Origin of the sequence: Archangium minus (assembly GCF_044360475.1) — a bacterium.
GTDB lineage: Bacteria > Myxococcota > Myxococcia > Myxococcales > Myxococcaceae > Archangium > Archangium minus.
The window spans coordinates 7,509,904-7,526,068 of the sequence record NZ_CP043494.1 but is presented as its reverse complement, the minus strand read 5'-3'; the positions used below and the strand labels follow the sequence as shown (position 1 = coordinate 7,526,068).

Below are 16,165 nucleotides of genomic sequence, written 5' to 3'. Positions count from 1 at the left end.
AGGGTTGAGAAGCACGGGCCGTCCTACCTGGCTCCTGGCGCGCTGTGTTATGGAAACGCCGCTGCTTGTCACCGAGTGAGGCTCTTTATGTCCCAGTTCAGACCCCTGGCTTTCATCTTGTTAGGCGTTACCTTGGGGGCGGTCGTACTGGAAGTGCTGGCCTACAAGTTCATTTTCAAACGCGAGTACGGCTGGCGTTCCGCCCTGGCCTCCGTCGCCGTGAGCGTGGGACGCAATGTCACCCGGCTTCTTCCCGTCGCGGTCTCCCTCCCGGGCGCGTACTGGCTCTACGAGCACCGCCTCTTCAGCGTCCCGCAGCAGGGGGTCTGGTACTGGGTGTGCCTGTTCCTCGGGATCGAGTTCTTCTACTACTGGTATCACCGGCTCGGTCACCGGGTGCGCTGGTTCTGGCTGTCGCACGCGGTGCATCACTCGTCGAATGAGATCAACCTGCTCGCCGCGGGTCGGCTCGCCTGGACGTCACAGATCACGGGCGCCTACGTCATCTTCGTTCCGCTGGCCGCGTTCGGCTTTACCCCTGAGTCCATCCTCGCCGGGTACGCCCTGAACCTGAGCTACCAGTTCTGGATTCACGCGGACTGGATGCCGAAGCTCGGGCCGCTCGAGGGAATCCTCAACACGCCGTCCGCACATCGCGTCCACCATGCGGCCAACCTCGACTACCTGGATGCCAACTACGGCGGCGTGATCGTCATCTTCGATCGCCTCTTCGGCACCTATGTCCCCGAGCGCGACGAGCTACCCTGCCGGTATGGGTTGGTACACCCGTTGAAGACAAACAATCCTTTCAAGATTGTCTTCCACCAGTTCGGCCCGTTCCTGCGCGATGTGATGAGCGCACGCAGCCTGCGCGAGGTGGCGGGGTACTTCTTCGCGCCCCCGGGCTGGCGGCCGGATGGCAACAGCGAGACCACCGAGGACATGCGGCGCAAGGCCGCCGCCGAGAAGCAGGCCGCGGCTTCGACCCCGGCCCACGAGGCAGGGCAAGCAGTTGCTGTTTAGGGCTTCGTAGAAGGTTCCCTGATGACGGCGGCCCGGGCCAGGAGTCCGGGCCGCTCTCAGGGCATGAGAGACCCCGCACCGCTTGAAAAATACGAGCCGGGTGCAGCAGGCTGTCGACCGTTCCTTTCTCGACAGGACCCGCCCCGCGATGCTGCCCGTACTCCTGGCCGTGCTGCTGACCCAGGCCCCGACCGCCAATCCCCGCCAGCAGGGTGTCCCCATCGGAAAGGGCAAGACGCTGCCCACCGTGCGCCTCATGGCTCCTTCGGGCGGCTGGACCGTGGACCGGATGCTGCTCGTGGAGGGCACCGTCAGCGACACCACCATTGATCCGGTGGTCCTCTCCATCAACGGCGACCGCTACCTGATGCGCACCTTCAGTGGGCGCTTCAAGCGCAAGTTCCCCGCCGCCAGTGGCAAGAACGTCGTCACCGTGATGGCCACCAACCAGGCCGGCACCGCGCGCACCCAGGCCACCAGCTACGCGCAGATTCCCCCCGTACCGCTCAAGACCATCCTCACCAGCGACACCGAGGGCGTCTACACCGACCTCCACATCTACGAGCCCACCCAGGACAGCGTCTCCGCGGCCAAGGACGGATCGGGCCAGGTGCTCAATGTGAAGAAGATGGCCCACGTCTACTGGGCCAACACCGAGAGCCCCAGCGGCGGCACCTTCTACCTCAACGAGCAGGGCGGCGATTTCGACGACCCCGCCTACGGCCCGTACCTCTACGTCCACCGCGCGCCTCCCAAGGGCGTCTATTTGATCGCCACCAACTACTGGCCCAGCGGCGACAAGGCCCACACCGTGGCTACCCTCAACGTGGTTCTCTACGAGGGCACCCCGCAGGAGGTGCGCCGTATGGTGCGCATCCCGCTCGCCACGCCTGGCACCACGCGCGTGCTCGCGTGGATCAACGTGCTCGGTGATGGCAAGGCCGAGGTGTACGTGCCCTCGCAGGACCCGGCCCCCAAGGACGCCTCGTGGCCCCGCGACCTGGACGCCGCCGTCAAGGCGCTCACCAGCGGCGGCGGCATGGACTCGGACTACTGAGGCGCCCGGTAGGCCATGCGCGTCCTGCTCCTGCTCCTGTCTCTCCAGGCGGCATCGCCCGCTCCTCCCGAGTCCCTCGGGCTCTTGTTGCGGCGTGAGGTCGCCCAGGGCGCGCTCGCCCAGGTGCGCCGGATGGATCCGGCCTGGCACCCGGATCAGCGCGACTGCGCGGGCCTCGTGCGCTTCGTCTTCCGCGGTGCGTACCGGCGCTTCCAGCCCGAGCGGCTCGCCACACCCCTGTGGCGCGATGATCGGGGTCGGCCCGCCGACTTCGCCGACGCCGAGACGCTGCTGACGCACAGCTTCGTCCCGCTCGGCCGCGACGAGGCCACGCGCGAGTCGCTGCGCACCGGAGACCTGGTGGCCTTCCGTCAGGAGCGGGACTCGGGCCCCATCTTCCACCTGATGCTCGTGGTGCGCCCCGAGGACAAGGCGCATGCCCCCACGCGCGTCGTCTACCACCCGGGTGACAAGGGGGCCGCGGTGCGCACCGGCGTCCTCCAGTCGCTCGTCACCGACGCCCCCGTGGAGTGGCGCCCGGTGCCCCAGAACACCGCCTTCCTCGGCTTCTTCCGTTTCAAGGAGTGGATGTGATGAACCCTCCCTCGTCTCCGCCAGGCGCGACTCCGCCGCCGGCACCACCTCCCCGGAGTGGACCTCCCCGGGCCGTCCTCATCGGCGCGGGTGTCGCCGTGCTCGTCGCGGTGGGCGCGGGCGCCTTCTTCCTCGGTCGTCGCTCCTCGGGTCCCTCGGGCCCGGGCGCGTCGGGTCCCTCCTCGGGCCCCGTTGGAACGCCCTCCAACTCCGGCCTCGTCCTCCAGGCCCTGCCTCCCGCGCCCGAGAAGCCGCAGCAGATGGAGGTGCCCTCCGAGCCCGTGCGCCCCGCCATCTGGGCGGATGTCTACTCGCCGGCCAAGGTGCGCGAGGCGCTCGCCGGCAACGCGTGGGTGAAGGAGCAGCTCCAGAAGCCGCTCGGCAAGGGCTTCGTGGGCGGGTGGGCCGCGTTCCTCGACACCCGCGCCGAGGACCTGGGCGCCCAGTTCAAGGGCGCCGTGTTCGACGTGATGGCCGGGCAGTTCCTGGCCGCGCCCTTCCGCGTGGTGTGGTTCTCGGGTGACAACCGCGCGGGCACGCCCGCCATCATCGTCCCCGAGCCGGGCAATGCCGCCATGGCCGCCTTCGACTCGATGAATGGCGTGGTGCGCCGCAACGAGATGGTGGCCCAGTCCTGCCCGGGTGGGGAGGGCGAGGTTCCCTCGGAAGGCTTCAAGCTGGAGCGCTGGCTCGTGGCCGAGCAGGCGCTGTGGGCCGCGCGCACGGACGAGCGGATCGTGTTCGGCCGGCATCCGTTGGTGGTGCTCCAGGGACTGTGCGAGCCCCACCTGGATATCGAGGCCCCGCGGAACGTGGACGTGGAGCTGGGCTTCGCCGCCGAGCCGCTCGGCCGCGAGGCGCAGCTGCTCACGCACGTGATGGGCCTGGGCAATGGCGTCCGGTTGCAGTTCGCCGTCGAGGGCAACCGGCTCGTGGGACGCGGCATCGCTGGACGGCTCGGAGATGAGCCCCGGCTGGACAGCGCGCCCCTCTCGGATGACCTGTTGAGGCTCGTCCCCGAGGAGACGCCGGTGCTGCTCGCGCTCCAGCTCAAGCTGCCCGAGCAGTTGGATCGCGACACCCTCAAGGCCTTCTGGTCCGGCAAGCACTACACGGGCGCCGTGCGCACGCGTCAGGTGGCGATGGTGTGGACGCCCCGGGGCTCGCAGGAGCTGCCCACCGAGGTGGCCCTGCTCTGGGGCCGGCCCGAGGACGCCCAGGCGCTCGGGCAGATCTTCTCCGGGTCCAACAAGATGGAGACCGCAACGCTCTGCGGACACCACGTGATGGCCTCTACTCCGGTCATGCTCGCGCGGCTGCGCAGGGCGTGCGAGGGGAAGACGCCCAACCTGCTCAGCGCCGCGGGCCCTGTGGTCCAGGGGCTCCGCGCGCCGGGCTCGGTGTCGTTCGGCGTCAACACGGGGCGGCTGCTCGGCATGTTGATGGCGGATGGGTATTGGTCGCAGGTGCCGGCGGATCCGAAGAAGTCGCAACAGCGCACGGCCCCGCCGGAGATCGAGGCGGCGCGACGTGACTTGGAGACGCTGCCCTACATCGGCCTGCGTGGCACGGTGGATGGCGGCAGGCTGGTTCCGGGAGGGTTTGGCTCATGAGGTGCTTCGCTCGCATCGCGGTACTGGCCGCGCTGGTGTGTGCTGGCGTGGCTGCGGCCAAGCCGCTCTACGTCACCGTTCCCCGTGCCTACGGCAGCAGTGAGCCGGTGGCCGTGGACGTCGCCTTCGAGAGCAAGGGGCCCGTCGAGCTGCGGGTGCTCAAGCCCGCGGACGTCGGCGCCTTCATCCGCGCGCAGGGGGACATCCGGCGCGCCTACCAGACGCCTCCCACGATGGCGAACCCCGGCCACGCGCTCAGCCGCGGACTCAACGCCACGCGCTCGCCGGGCAGCTTCCTGCTGTTCTCCCTGAACGAGGACTTCCGCAAGGCCGTAGCGCCGGGGCTGCCCTCGCGTCCGCCGCCTCCTCCGGGCCAACCCATGGCCCGCGTGTCCGAGGGGCCAGAGAAGCTCGTGGGCGTGCCTGCCGGTTTCTCCGTGGTGCGCAGCCAGTGGTTGAACATGGACCTCGGTGGCTCCGAGCGCGAGTTCAGCGTCCCGGGCTTCGACACCTCGTCCTACTACGGCGGCTACGAGGAGCGGCGCGTGACGCTCGCGCCGTTGCCGGCCGGCACGTACATCCTCCAGCTCGTCCAGGGGCTCGTGGAGGGGCAGGTGGTGCTCGTCGTCACCGATCTCACCGTGCAACTCAAGCAGACGGATGGACAGGTGCTGGTGCGCGTGGCGGGGAGGGATCAGAAGCCGCGCGCGGGTGCCCAGGTGCAGGTGTATCTGCCCTCGGGCAAGGGACCCGCGGGCATCACGGACGACAAGGGCGAGGTGACCCTGGCCGTCAAGGAACCGCGCATCATCGCCACGGCGACGGTGGGCGGGGACACCGCCATCGTGGACACGGACTTCTACTCGGCGCTGGCGGTGGCGCCGGACGTGTTCATCTACAGCGACAGGCCCATCTACAAGCCGGGTGACGAGGTGAAGTTCCGCGGCCTGGTGCGCCAGCCGGACAGCTTCCTCGCGCGACTCTTCACGCCGCGCCGGCGCGAGGTGGCGGTGAAGCTCGTCTCGGCCGAGGGCCGCGAGGTGCAGACGCGCGCGAAGGTGGACGAGTTCGGCGCCTTCAACGGCACCGTGTCCGTGCCCGCGGATCTGGGCACCGGCGTGCTGCGGGTGACGGCCGAGCTGGACTCGCAGCCGCATCAGGGCGAGGCGCGCGTGCAGGACTACGTGAAGCCCACCTTCTACCTGGAGCTGCAGCCGGAGAAGGAGACGATCGTGCCGGGCCAGACGGTGCGGGCCACGGTGCGGGCACGGCGGTACGCGGGTGGAGTGCCCCCGGGCGCGAAGTACGAGGTGTTCCTCTACCGCACGCTGCTGGATGCACCGGCCTGGGTGGATGACGCGGGCCTGGGCGGGCAGGGGAGCGCGGTGACGTACGGGAGCGCCTCCAGCACGGAGGGCAAGCTGAGCGTCCCCGAGCGCCTGTTCTCCACGGTGGCCCAGCGCGGCGTCGAGGAGGACCCCTGGGCGAGCGCCGCGACGTTCGACGCCGAGGGCAACGCGGAGATCGAGATTCCCGTGCCCGCGCTCAAGCCGGGCGAGGAGCGCCTGCCGTACCGCTACTCGCTCACCGTGCGCGCGCGGGATGATCAGCAGACGTTCGCCAACGCGAGCGCCTCCTTCTTCCTCTCCAAGGTGGAGGTGCTGGGGTCCACGCGCTACTCGGCCGCGGTGGCGCGCAAGGGTTCCGAGGCCACGCTGGGCATCCGTGCCACCACGCTGGGCGGCAAACCCTATGGCGCCACGTCGGGCGAAGTGGAGTTCGTGCTGCGCAAGGCCGATGGGAGCGAGAAGAGCCTGGGGAAGAAGGCCTTCACCACGGCCGCGGATGGCTCGTACCGCGAGAAGGTGCCCACCTCGAACGTGGGCGCGGTGGTGGCCCGCGTCACGGTGAAGGACAAGGGTGGCGAGGCCTGGACGGGCGAGGACCAGATGCTCGTCATCGGTGAGGCCAACGAGCCGGTGGCGCAGGTGCCCAACATGACGCTGGCGTCGCTCTCGGGCACGCTGGAGCCGGGTGACTCGGCGCAGCTCGTGGCGCTGTTGCCGGACGGCTGGGGCCCGGGTGGCTCGGACGAGGGCCCGGTGTGGGTGACGCTCACGGGCGCGGGGGTGTACAGCACGCAGCTCGTGGAGCAGAAGGGCCGCACGCTGGTGCACTCCTTCGACGTGGAGAAGCGCTTCGGCAGCGCGGTGTATGCCTCGGTGGCGTACCCGACGGCCTCGGGCCGCTGGGAGGAGCGCACGGTGGGCTTCCGCATCATCCCCGCCGAGCGCACCCTCAACGTGTCGCTGCAGCCCCGGCGCGCGGAGGCCACGCCCCTCACGGAGCAGGTCATCGACATCCGGGTGACGGACCACGAGGGCCAGGGCGTGGTGGCGCAGCTCTCGGTGGGCGTGGTGGACAAGGCCGTCTACGCCATCCAGAACGAGTTCCGTCCGAAGGTGCTCGACTTCTTCTACCCGGTGGGCCGCAACAACGTGGCCACCTTCTTCTCCGCCGAGTTCCAGGGCTACGGCTATGGCGAGGCGCTCGCGCGGAAGATGGCGGGGCTGCCGGACCATGCCTTCGCCTCCATCAAGCCGCCCACGCGCCAGGCGAAGGATCTGGACAGGGACACGGCGTACTGGAGCCCCACGATCGTCACGGATCGGGACGGGCGCGCCACGGTGCGCTTCAAGCTGCCGTCCAACCAGACGCTGTGGGTGGTGACGGGCGTGGCGGCGGACACCTCGGGTCGCTTCGGCGAGTCCACGTCCGAGTTCGCCACGCGCGGTGGGCTCATCCTGTACGCCGCGCTGCCGCAGTTCCTCCGCCAGGGAGACGAGGCGCTCGCGTCGGTGCGTCTGTCGGCGGGTGAGGCCTCCAAGGGCAGCCAGTTGCTGGACGTGCGGCTCGCGGCGGCCGGGGTGCTCGAGTCCGCCGAGTTGAAGCAGAAGGTGGAGCTGGCGCAGGGGGGCGAGCAGGTGCTGCCCCTGACCCTGAAGGCGAACGGCTCGGGCACGGCCGAGCTGGCGGTGGAGGTGGCGGGCGGCAAGGAGCCGCTGCGTGACCGGCGCACGGTGGCGGTGCGGCCCGCGGTGCTGGACGAGCCGGTGAAGGTGTCGCAGTGGGGCGGCGGTGAGCTGTCCCTGCCCGCGGCCCCCAGCGCGACGGTTTCAGCGGTGGAGCTGGTGCTTCAGCCGTCGCTGGTGGACGCGGCGCTCTCCAACGTGCGCGAGCTGCTCACCTATCCGTATGGGTGCGTGGAGCAGCTCGTGTCCACCACGGTGCCCAACGTGGCGCTGTACCAGACGCTGAAGAAGGCGGGCTCGCTGGAGTCGCTCGACACGGACAGCCAGGCGCTGCTCGCCGAGGCCCGCAGCCGCGCGGTGCAGGGCACGGCCCGCATCCTGGACGCGTCCGTCCGGGGCGGTGGCTTCACCTGGTTCAGTGGCTACAGCGAGGCGGATCTGCCCATGACGCTCATCGCCCTGGACGGGCTGGCGTATGCGGTGGAGGCGGGGCTCGTGGATCGCAATGATCCGCGCATCACCGAGAGCATGCGCTGGCTGGAGACCCAGGAGGGGCTGCCCGTCGAGTGGGATGCCACGCGGGCCTGGGTGTTGGCGCGGCTGGATGGAGAGCGGCAGGCGGCTCGGGTGCGCGCGCTGGTGCAGGCCGCGCAGCCGGGAGACCTGTACCCGCTCGCGCTGGCGGTGCTGGCCGCGGAGAAGGCGGGCGTGATGAAGGAGCCCGAGCTCCAGGGCCGCATCGACGAGCTGGTGGCCGCGAGCACCCAGGGCTTCGTCACGTTGGCCAACATGCCCGCGCCGAGCGAGGCCCTGTGGCGCTACCCGCTGCGCCGGGTGGGCCTCACCGCGGTCCTGGGTCACGCGGCGTCCTTCGGGAAGATGGACGTGAGCAAGGCGCGTCGGCGGCTGCTGGAGGCGCTGTCGGAGCCGGGGCTGTCCACCTTTGATCGGAGCACGGCGCTGCTGCACTCGATGTGGCTCATCGAGCGCGATGCGAAGGAGTTCCGCAAGCTCTCGCCGCCCGAGGTGAAGGGGACGAAGGGCAAGGTGCGCTTCACGCCTCGGGGCATGGGGCTGGTGGCGACGCTCGAGCCGGGGACCCGCGCGGTGGAGGTGGCGGGCTTCGAGGGCGTGGCGACCTTGCGAGGCTCGGCGGCCACGCCGCTGGCGGACGTGAAGCCCGTGGCCGAGGGCATGAGCCTCCAGCGCGCGTACTACGTGCTGCGCGAGGGCGGCAAGGTGCGGCTCGCGCCGGGCGACAGCCTCAGCCAGGGCGAGGAGGTGTACGTGGAGCTGACGCTGGACGCACACGGCGACAACCGCAACCGCTCGGCGTACTACGTGGTGGAGGACGCGGTGCCCGCGGGCTTCGTGCCGCTGGTGGAGGACAAGGAGTTCCGCGGTCCTCCGCACGAGCTGCCGCTGGCGCCCGAGGCCCTCAAGCGGCGCTCGCTCAGCCCCGAGCGCGCCACGTTCTTCTTCGAGGAGCCGGCGTGGTGGAGCGACAGTCCGCGCACGGTGGGGTACGTGATGCGGGCGCAGTTCGCGGGCACCTTCTCCGCGCCGCCGGCCTTCATCGAGGACATGTACGTCACGAGCATCCGTGGGCGCACGGGCTCGGACGTGCTGAAGGTGACGCCGTCCCAGCGCAGCGCGGGCGACGTGAGCCAGGGCGGGTGGTGAGGTCGTGATGGGGTGGGCCGCCGTGACGGTCGCCTTGCTGGCGGCCACCCCTGTCTTCCTGACTCGGGGAGACGTGACGCCCGAAGCGGAGCTGCGCGCGGAGGCCGAGGCCACGTGGAAGGCGCTGGAGGCGCGCTACGTGGCCGAAGCAGGTGGTGCGCCTGGCCGGGCTCCGGGAACCCTCTCCCTGCAACGGGGCGAGGCGCTGTTGCCCTCGCGCAACGGGCAGGGACGGCCGGGCGTGGTGGAGCTGCGGCAGGGCACGCCCGGCGTGCTGGATGCGCGGTTGCGCGTGGCGCTCCGGCACGAGCTGGCCCATCAGCTCCTGTGGTGGGCGTGTCCGGCCTCGGCGGAAGATCGGTTGTTCCATGAGGCCTTCGCGCTGTCGGTGAGCGGGGAGTTGGTCGAGTGGCGGGAGGCTCCCTACCAGTCACTGACGAACGCTTCGGCGGAGCTGGCGCGCAACCCGGACGTGGACACGCCACGCGCTCGGCGGGCCTTGGCGCGCGTGCTGAACGAGGACTCGGGGTTTCCGAAGGCCCTGACGCGCCGGTTGAAGCAGTGCCATGACGGGGCGCGCTGGACGGTGCCGCTGTCCGTGGACGAGCTGGTGGGCGTGGCGGTGCAGGCGGTGGCCAGTGCCACGGTGGTGCTCAGTCGCCACTCGGGTGAGGTGTTGCTGGCCGAGGGCGACATCCGGACGGCGATGCCATACGGCTCGACGCTGAAGCCCTTCGTGGTGGCTGGGAGCTCCGAGCCTCCGCCGGTGCTCGCCGCGCGAGCGGAGGTCACGGAGTGGCTCTGTGGTGAGCGGCTCCCCGCGAAGGTGGACGTGAAGACGGCACTGCTGCGCTCGTGCAACGGGTACTTCCTGGACTGGGAGGCGAGGGGGAGCGCGCCGAGGAACTTTGGCCCGTGGGGGGCGGTGTTGGCTGCGGTGGGTTTGTCCAGCATGCCCCTGGATATGGCGGACGCCATCGGTCTGCGCTCGACGCTGCGCCTCTCGCCGTGGGGGTTGGCCCAGGCGTACCGGTTGCTGGCCGAGGCGAGGCCAGACCTGATGGCGGTGCTGGCTGATAACGCCGCGCGCGGGACGCTATCCGAGTTGCCAGCCTCGAAGGCCTACGCGGGCGTGGCGACGAAGACGGGCACGGTGCGGGACGCGGATAGCCGGCCGAGGCTCGGGTGGATTGTCGCGGTGGACGAGGACCTGGTGGCGGTGGTGGCGAGGCCAGGGGTCATGCCGCGCGCCTTCGCGGACGAGGTACCCGAGGTGCTGGCCAAGGTCCGGAAGAAGCGGAGCGGACTGGAGTCCGCGCGGGTGCAGGTGCTGGGGTTGGTGCCGCCAGGAGAGATTGAGGCGCGGTGCCGGGGCTCGGGCTTCTCCCTGGAAGACGGCTCGCCGCGCGCCATCCCCGAGGAGTTCTCGAAGCTGGAGGCGCTCGTGTCGAAGGGCGCGGCGGTGTGCCTCGGGAGTCCCTGGCAGGTGCGCTTCCCGGACGCGCCCGCCGGCCGTGACTACGCCGGTATCTTCACGGGCTCGCCGCCGCCGCCCTACAAACCGCCCGCGGGAGTCCCCACCAGCCCGAAGGAACTCAAGGCAAGACGGGGCTCGGACTTCCTCTTCCGCACCACGCGCCTGCAATACACGGCGGGGGTGGTGGCGGCGGAGGACTCGGCGTTGAAGGGAGAGGCGAGGGTGGCGCTGGCGCGTGTGGTGGCCCACAACGAACGGCATGCGGGCAGTCGCCACCCGGGCCGACCCATCTGCGACACGACGCACTGTCAGGCCTTCCTCGGAACCGTGCGGGTGCAGCCCGAGGAGGAGCGGGCTCTCAACGCGCCTGCACTCCGTTGGCGCGAGTGGCTGCCGTTCTCACAGGGAGGACAGGCGCCTTGGCGGGAGACACGCCCGCGCGGCCAGGTGGAGTCACTGTTGGGCAGTGGAGCGGTGTCGGTGCGTTTCGCGGACGGGCGCGTGCACTACCTGCGCACGAAGCGCGAGGGCGGTGCTGTGTTCGATGTCTCTGAATCGCGGCCCTGCGAGTGGGTGCGCTCGGCGCTGAAGCTCCCTGCCTGTCCTCGTTCCGTTGTCTTTGAGGACAAGAAGGTGGTCTTCGAGGGGCGAGGCCAGGGCCACGGAGAGGGACTCGATGTGGAGGCGGCGAAGGCGAGCGGCCTCAACGCGGAGCGGATCCTCGAGAGGGCTTACGGTTCCACCTCTGTTCGCATGCCCCCTCTCCCTCTGGGAGAGGGCGGGGGGTGAGGGTAGTCGTCACCGCGTTCGCGGACGGTGCTCCCTTCGAGGAGCCCTCGTGTCCCTCCGTTCCCCTTTCGGGTCACACAGGGAAAACCACACAGGGTGGCATACCCTCACCCTAGCCCTCTCCCAGAGGGAGAGGGGACATCCACGGGTCCTCGTCAGGCGTTGAGGGTCACCTTGAACGTGCCGGGTCGAGACTCCGCGGCCTGACGCACGGACTGCTCGAACTCCTCCCGGTTCCTGAACGTCTGGATGCCGCCCAGCTTGAGGCTGGCCAGCGACACCCCCATCAGCACGACCTTCGAGCCGAACAGCACGCTGAGCGAGTTGATCTTCGGCCCCATCGGGACCGCTCGCTCCGTCATGATGGTCCTCGCCTCGGTCGCGTAGAGCTCCATCTCCTCCCAGTCATGGAAGATGTCCATCTTCGCCTGGGACGAGATGATGCCCTCGATGGTCGTCATCGCGAGGTGCGCCAGGTGGGCGTCGTACATGGCCCCCTGGAAGCGCGTGACGATGACGTGTGGAGCCGGCTGCCACAGCCGCAGCTCCCCGTTCGGGGTGGTCCAGGTCCTGGTTCCATTCACGACCGAATGAGCGAGCATGGCGGGCGAGTTATGGCAGCCGGAAATCGGAAGCAAGAGACAGCTTCCCGGACTGTGCCGTACGCAAGGCAAGGGTGGAGGCGAGAAGCATACGTCATCGGTGCCAGCACGGGGGCTCCGTCGTTCGAGGAAGAGGTCGTCCCGTAGCTGGGAGGGGTTGCGAGCGGGCGAGCCCACCACGTCGGCCATTCAGACTTCCGGCTTCCCGGGGAAATCCTGCTCGAGGCGCGCACCTCCCTCCGCATTCGGATACAGAGAATGTGCCGTGCTCGCTGTAGGGTTGACGCCCCATGAGCCCTTCTGAAGCCTCGGCCTGGACGCTCCCCTGGCGGGGACTGGGCCTCAGCAGCAACCTCGACGCGGCGGATCAACCCCACCCCTACCGGTTGCTCGCCGGATTTCCTGGCCTCTTCGATTTCGTGGAGTACAGCGCGCCGCTGTCGCTCGACGAGACGCGGGAGCACGCCTCGCTCTTCCCCCGGATGTGGGAGCGTCGCCAGGACGTGCCGGTGCTCTTCCACCCCGTGCACCTCAACCTCTACGGGCCCGAGCTCGAGTCCGTGAAGGCGCTCGAGGACCTGGATGCGCACGCGCGCGCCGTGGGCAGCGCCTGGGTGGGCAACGACATTGGCTGGTGGCACTCGGGAGGGCAGCCGTTCCCGGGCTACCTCTACTTCACGCCGCCCTTCACCGAGGCCGGCATCCGGGACTGCGTGGCGCACGCGCTCCATGTCCAGTCGCACCTGTCCGTCCCGCTCGCGCTGGAGAACCCCGCCGCCTTCGCGAAGCGCGGCGAGCTGCACGTGCTCGACTTCATGGCCCGTGTGCACGAGCGCACCGGTCTGCCGATGCTGATCGATCTGGGGCACCTGTTCAGCTACCAGCTCGCCGCCGGGCTCCCGCTGGATGCGGGGCTGGAGGGCTTCCCGTGGGACAAGGTCATCGAGCTCCACATCGCCGGAGGTGTCATCACCCGGCGGAGCGGGCGGGGCTACTACGTGGATGATCACACCCAGCCCGTGCGCGAGGAGCTCTTCGGGCTGTTGGAGTCGCTGCTGCCACGCTGCACCTCGCTGCGCGCCGTCACCTTCGAGGGAGACGGACACCCAGACGAGGTGGCCCTCCTCACGCTGCGCCGTCTGCGCCAGCTGGTGCCCGCGACGCCCCGGCCTCCGCTCACGCTCACTCCCGTGACGCGCGACGCGCCAGCCCTCACCCGCGAGAGCGAGCCCTGGGCCCTCTTCGAGACGGGGTATGGCGCGAAGCAGGAGTCCGGTGGGGACGTGGAGGGCGCCCGAGCGGAGACAGACTTCCGCCTCGCGGTGGTGGCCGAGGCGCTGGATCGGGACTGGCCCATCTCCCGGCTGCTGCTCGCGGGCACGCGGGAGGACCTACGCGCCTTCACGGCCTCGAAGGAGTTTCGTGAGCTCTTCGAGGGCCTGGGCCGCTCTCCGGGGCACGCCTTCGCGGCCTGGACCCGACGCCGTCTGCGCGAGCATCCAGACGAAGGCCTGGCGGCGGCGGTCACGTTCGAGACGTTCCTGCCCAACAGCTTCATGATGCGGCCACCTCCCGCGCCTGGGCCCGGTCAGGTGGGGCTGTCCGAGGACGTGCGTGTGGGCACCTTCCCGGTGGAGCTCACCGAGCTCGTTTTCGCCGCGAAGTCCCTGCGCCGCCACCTCACGGGGCGCGCCTGGGCGTGCGAGGTGCTGGACGTGAGTGGCCTGGAGGCGCTCGCGCAGGTGGCTCGGCGTCCGGCTCCGGGCCCGTGGAACTTCGTCGTGCGGCGCAAGGGTCGGGGGTTGGAGGTCCTGACGGTCTCCCCGTCGGTGCTGGAGCTGCTGCGCTCGCTCGCGAAGGGGCCCCGGGTCGTCGAGGAGGTCCCCGCTCCGGTGCTAGCCGAGGGACGGGCACTCGGCCTGCTCCGGCGAGGCTGAGTCAACGCGAGGAGCAGGTGCCGCAGTCCCTGGCGCAGCTGTCGGCCGTGGTGCCCCTGCCGGGCTTCTCGGTGAACTGGCACACGCCGTCTCCGCAGGTGTAGATGTCCGCGGCGCGCAGCCGCGTGGTGATGACCGGGTACGTGATGCCGTTGTAGGTGCAGGACACGTAGAACGTCCGCGAGGCATCCAGGGTGCAGAACTTCGCGCAGTCCCGTTTGACGCGGACGAGCGGCAGGCACTCCTGGTTCTTCCCGTTCCCGTGGGAGGAGAGGGCGCAGGCGCGCGCGGTGCTCTCCGCGTTGTTGAGCGGGCGCCCATCGTTGCCGACGAAAATGCCCTCGTCGGTGAAGAGGTTGCCGAAGAAGCAGGCCTCCTTCTCCGGGAACTGCTGGAGCTCCTCGGGGGTAACCGGGATGGGGGTTCCCGTGGCGCGCAGTCCCAGCACGGAGAGGGGGATGTGGACGTCGTGGTACTTCGAGGCGTGGGCCCCCAGGCAGGCCGAGACGAGCCGTTGCTCGGTCAGGGTCGCGGGCTCGCCGTTGGTCCAATCCGGCGCGAGGCCCAGGTTGCCCTTCCACACATACGTCACCCCCGTGGAGGAGGACGTATAGGTCCGGCTCACGCCGGAGGGCGCGGCGCAGGCGACGACGTACTTCATGACCATGTCGCCGAGCTCCGGGTCCGTCTGGAACCAGGCGTCGAACTCAGGGCTGGAGAGGCCGTCGAGGGACAGGCCGTTGAGGGACAAGCCGTTGAGGGACAAGCCGTTGAGCGACAGGCCGTTGAGCGACAGGCCATTGAGCGACAGGCCCAGGCGGGCGATGTCGCCGTCCACCACCAACTCCTGAGCCTGGACGAATGCGGCCTCGGACTCGAAGGGGCCTTCCGCCGGACCGCAGGCGCTGGCCGCCACCAGCAGGAGCATGACACCCACATGCCCCACATGGAGAACCTGACGACGAGAGACCTCGATCGAGCCGGTTTTCATGTCTTCCCCCCTGCGAATGAGGTGGCGACCGGGCGCGCATGGGGTGCGCGGCCCCGGGGAGCCTCATGGGTGGGCGGGCGAGGAAGATCTGCTCCAACTGCAGATTAACCGTTTGACTGTAAGTGAAAATGGCAGCTCATACGGTTTGTGCTGAAGTTGTCGGGGGAGCAACACGAGAACCGTGAACTACTCAATGGAGCAGCTGTTCCTCAGGGGCAGGAGCCGCAGTCCGCGCAGTTGTTCGGGGTGGTGCCCGTGCCGCACGACTCGGTGCTCTGACACACGCCGTCGCCACACACGAAGATGTCCTCCCGGCTGATCCGTGTGGTGACAGGTCGGTAGGAGATGCCGTTGTAGGTGCACCGCACGTAGAACGTCCGGGTCGCGTCCTTCTCGCAGAACCGGTCGCACAAGGGGTCGACACGGACGATGGGCAGGCAGGGCTGGCTCTCCTTGTCGAGGGGGCTCGAGAGGGCGCAGGCACGCGTGCTGCTTTCCGTTCTATGGAGAGGCCGCCCATCGCTGCCGACGAAGACGCCCTCGTCGGTGAAGAGGTTGCCGAAGAAGCAGCCCTCCTTCTCGGGGAAGCTCGCGAGCTCCTCAGCGGAGTAGGGAATGTGCGTTCCCGAAGCGGTCGGCCCCAGCACGGAGAGGGGGACATGGAGGCCGTACTTGTTGGTGTGGGCCGCCAGGCACGCGGAGATGAGCTGTTGTTCCTCCAGCGAGGCCGGCGCGCCCTTGGCCCAGCCCGGCGCCAGTCCCAGGTTCCCTGTCCAGGTGTGGGTGAGGCCCGTGTCCGGCTCGGTGTAGCTGCGCGTCTGCCCCGCGGGAACAGCGCACTGCACGAGGTACTTCATGACCATGTCGCCGAGCTCCGGATCCGTCTGGAACCAGGAGGAGAACTCGGCGGAGGTCAGGCCATTGAAGGCCAGGCCGTTGAAGGCGAGCCCGTTGAAGGCCAGGCCATTGAAGGCGAGCCCATTGAAGGCCAGGCCGTTGGGGGACGAGAGGAATGCATCGAGCTCGTGCTGCTGGGCTTGGGCTTGGGCTGCCGGCTTCTGGGCCTCCGAGGGTGACTCCACCGAGCCGCAGGCGCTCGCGAAGGAGAGCAGGAGGAGTGCGCTCAGGAGCGGGGGGGCAGCCTGAAGGCATTTCATGAGAGGGAGTTTGCTGGCCATTCGGTGTTGCATGGATGTTCCTTGTCTAGGGGGGACCAGGTCCGCACTCGCTGGTGGACCCGGGGCTCTAGGTGAATTCAGTTAACCCAGCTGTAACTGGAAGGGTGGAAGAACCGGGAAGCGAATGAGGTGTCTCGGAGTTGACGGAGGAAGCGTGGCTCGGTGGACATTCCGGAGCTGCCACGCCCT

General features: G+C 69.4%; 10 protein-coding genes. 7 read left to right on the top strand and 3 right to left on the bottom strand.

Annotation, left to right across the window (positions count from 1 at the left end; genetic code table 11):
• The first annotated feature begins 87 nt into the window (after positions 1–87).
• The 6 genes from F0U60_RS30570 to F0U60_RS30545 all read left to right on the top strand — a co-directional run bounded on the left by F0U60_RS30570 (position 88) and on the right by F0U60_RS30545 (position 11,268).
• Entirely contained in the window at positions 88–1,023 is a 936-nt protein-coding gene (locus tag F0U60_RS30570; RefSeq protein ID WP_395804977.1) for a sterol desaturase family protein, read from the top strand.
• 148 nt (positions 1,024–1,171) lie between these two features.
• Positions 1,172–2,080, top strand: coding sequence for a DUF2135 domain-containing protein (locus F0U60_RS30565; RefSeq protein WP_395804975.1), 909 nt, complete (start codon positions 1,172–1,174; stop codon positions 2,078–2,080).
• Between the two features lie 15 nt (positions 2,081–2,095).
• Positions 2,096–2,674 (top strand): DUF1175 family protein, encoded by a 579-nt coding sequence (locus F0U60_RS30560; RefSeq protein ID WP_395804973.1) that lies wholly within the window; start codon positions 2,096–2,098, stop codon positions 2,672–2,674.
• On the top strand, positions 2,674–4,287 hold the full coding sequence (locus tag F0U60_RS30555) for a hypothetical protein (RefSeq protein WP_395804971.1): 1,614 nt from the start codon (positions 2,674–2,676) through the stop codon (positions 4,285–4,287). The genes F0U60_RS30560 and F0U60_RS30555 overlap by 1 nt, the downstream gene beginning before the upstream one ends.
• On the top strand, positions 4,284–9,002 hold the full coding sequence (locus tag F0U60_RS30550; RefSeq protein ID WP_395804969.1) for an MG2 domain-containing protein: 4,719 nt from the start codon (positions 4,284–4,286) through the stop codon (positions 9,000–9,002). The genes F0U60_RS30555 and F0U60_RS30550 overlap by 4 nt, the downstream gene beginning before the upstream one ends.
• Positions 9,003–9,009: 7 nt before the next feature.
• Entirely contained in the window at positions 9,010–11,268 is a 2,259-nt protein-coding gene (locus F0U60_RS30545) for a hypothetical protein (protein WP_395804967.1), read from the top strand.
• A 155-nt stretch (positions 11,269–11,423) separates the two neighbouring features.
• Here the strand turns inward: F0U60_RS30545 and F0U60_RS30540 are convergent, their stop codons facing one another.
• A complete protein-coding gene (locus F0U60_RS30540; RefSeq protein ID WP_395804965.1) occupies positions 11,424–11,870 on the bottom strand; it encodes a hypothetical protein in 447 nt (148 codons plus the stop codon).
• Between the two features lie 290 nt (positions 11,871–12,160).
• On the opposite strand from F0U60_RS30540, the gene F0U60_RS30535 reads away from it, so the two are divergent.
• Positions 12,161–13,807 (top strand): DUF692 family multinuclear iron-containing protein, encoded by a 1,647-nt coding sequence (locus tag F0U60_RS30535; RefSeq protein WP_395804963.1) that lies wholly within the window; start codon positions 12,161–12,163, stop codon positions 13,805–13,807.
• A 1-nt stretch (position 13,808) separates the two neighbouring features.
• On the opposite strand, the gene F0U60_RS30530 is transcribed toward F0U60_RS30535, so the two are convergent.
• Positions 13,809–14,798 carry a hypothetical protein gene (locus F0U60_RS30530; RefSeq protein WP_395804961.1) on the bottom strand — a complete coding sequence of 330 codons (990 nt, stop codon included), beginning with the start codon at positions 14,796–14,798 and terminating at the stop codon, positions 13,809–13,811.
• Between the two features lie 209 nt (positions 14,799–15,007).
• Positions 15,008–15,955, bottom strand: coding sequence for a hypothetical protein (locus F0U60_RS30525; protein WP_395804959.1), 948 nt, complete (start codon positions 15,953–15,955; stop codon positions 15,008–15,010).
• Positions 15,956–16,165 lie beyond the last annotated feature (210 nt).

Excerpts from the sequence above, each read along its gene's own strand:
- F0U60_RS30550 (WP_395804969.1), top strand. The coding sequence starts at position 4,284 with ATGAGGTGCTTCGCTCGCATCGCGGTACTGGCCGCGCTGGTGTGTGCT.
- F0U60_RS30535 (WP_395804963.1), top strand. The coding sequence starts at position 12,161 with ATGAGCCCTTCTGAAGCCTCGGCCTGGACGCTCCCCTGGCGGGGACTG.
- F0U60_RS30530 (WP_395804961.1), bottom strand. The coding sequence starts at position 14,798 with ATGAAAACCGGCTCGATCGAGGTCTCTCGTCGTCAGGTTCTCCATGTG.
- F0U60_RS30560 (WP_395804973.1), top strand. The coding sequence starts at position 2,096 with ATGCGCGTCCTGCTCCTGCTCCTGTCTCTCCAGGCGGCATCGCCCGCT.
- F0U60_RS30565 (WP_395804975.1), top strand. The coding sequence starts at position 1,172 with ATGCTGCCCGTACTCCTGGCCGTGCTGCTGACCCAGGCCCCGACCGCC.
- F0U60_RS30540 (WP_395804965.1), bottom strand. The coding sequence starts at position 11,870 with ATGCTCGCTCATTCGGTCGTGAATGGAACCAGGACCTGGACCACCCCG.
- F0U60_RS30555 (WP_395804971.1), top strand. The coding sequence starts at position 2,674 with ATGAACCCTCCCTCGTCTCCGCCAGGCGCGACTCCGCCGCCGGCACCA.
- F0U60_RS30525 (WP_395804959.1), bottom strand. The coding sequence starts at position 15,955 with ATGAAATGCCTTCAGGCTGCCCCCCCGCTCCTGAGCGCACTCCTCCTG.
- F0U60_RS30570 (WP_395804977.1), top strand. The coding sequence starts at position 88 with ATGTCCCAGTTCAGACCCCTGGCTTTCATCTTGTTAGGCGTTACCTTG.
- F0U60_RS30545 (WP_395804967.1), top strand. The coding sequence starts at position 9,010 with ATGGGGTGGGCCGCCGTGACGGTCGCCTTGCTGGCGGCCACCCCTGTC.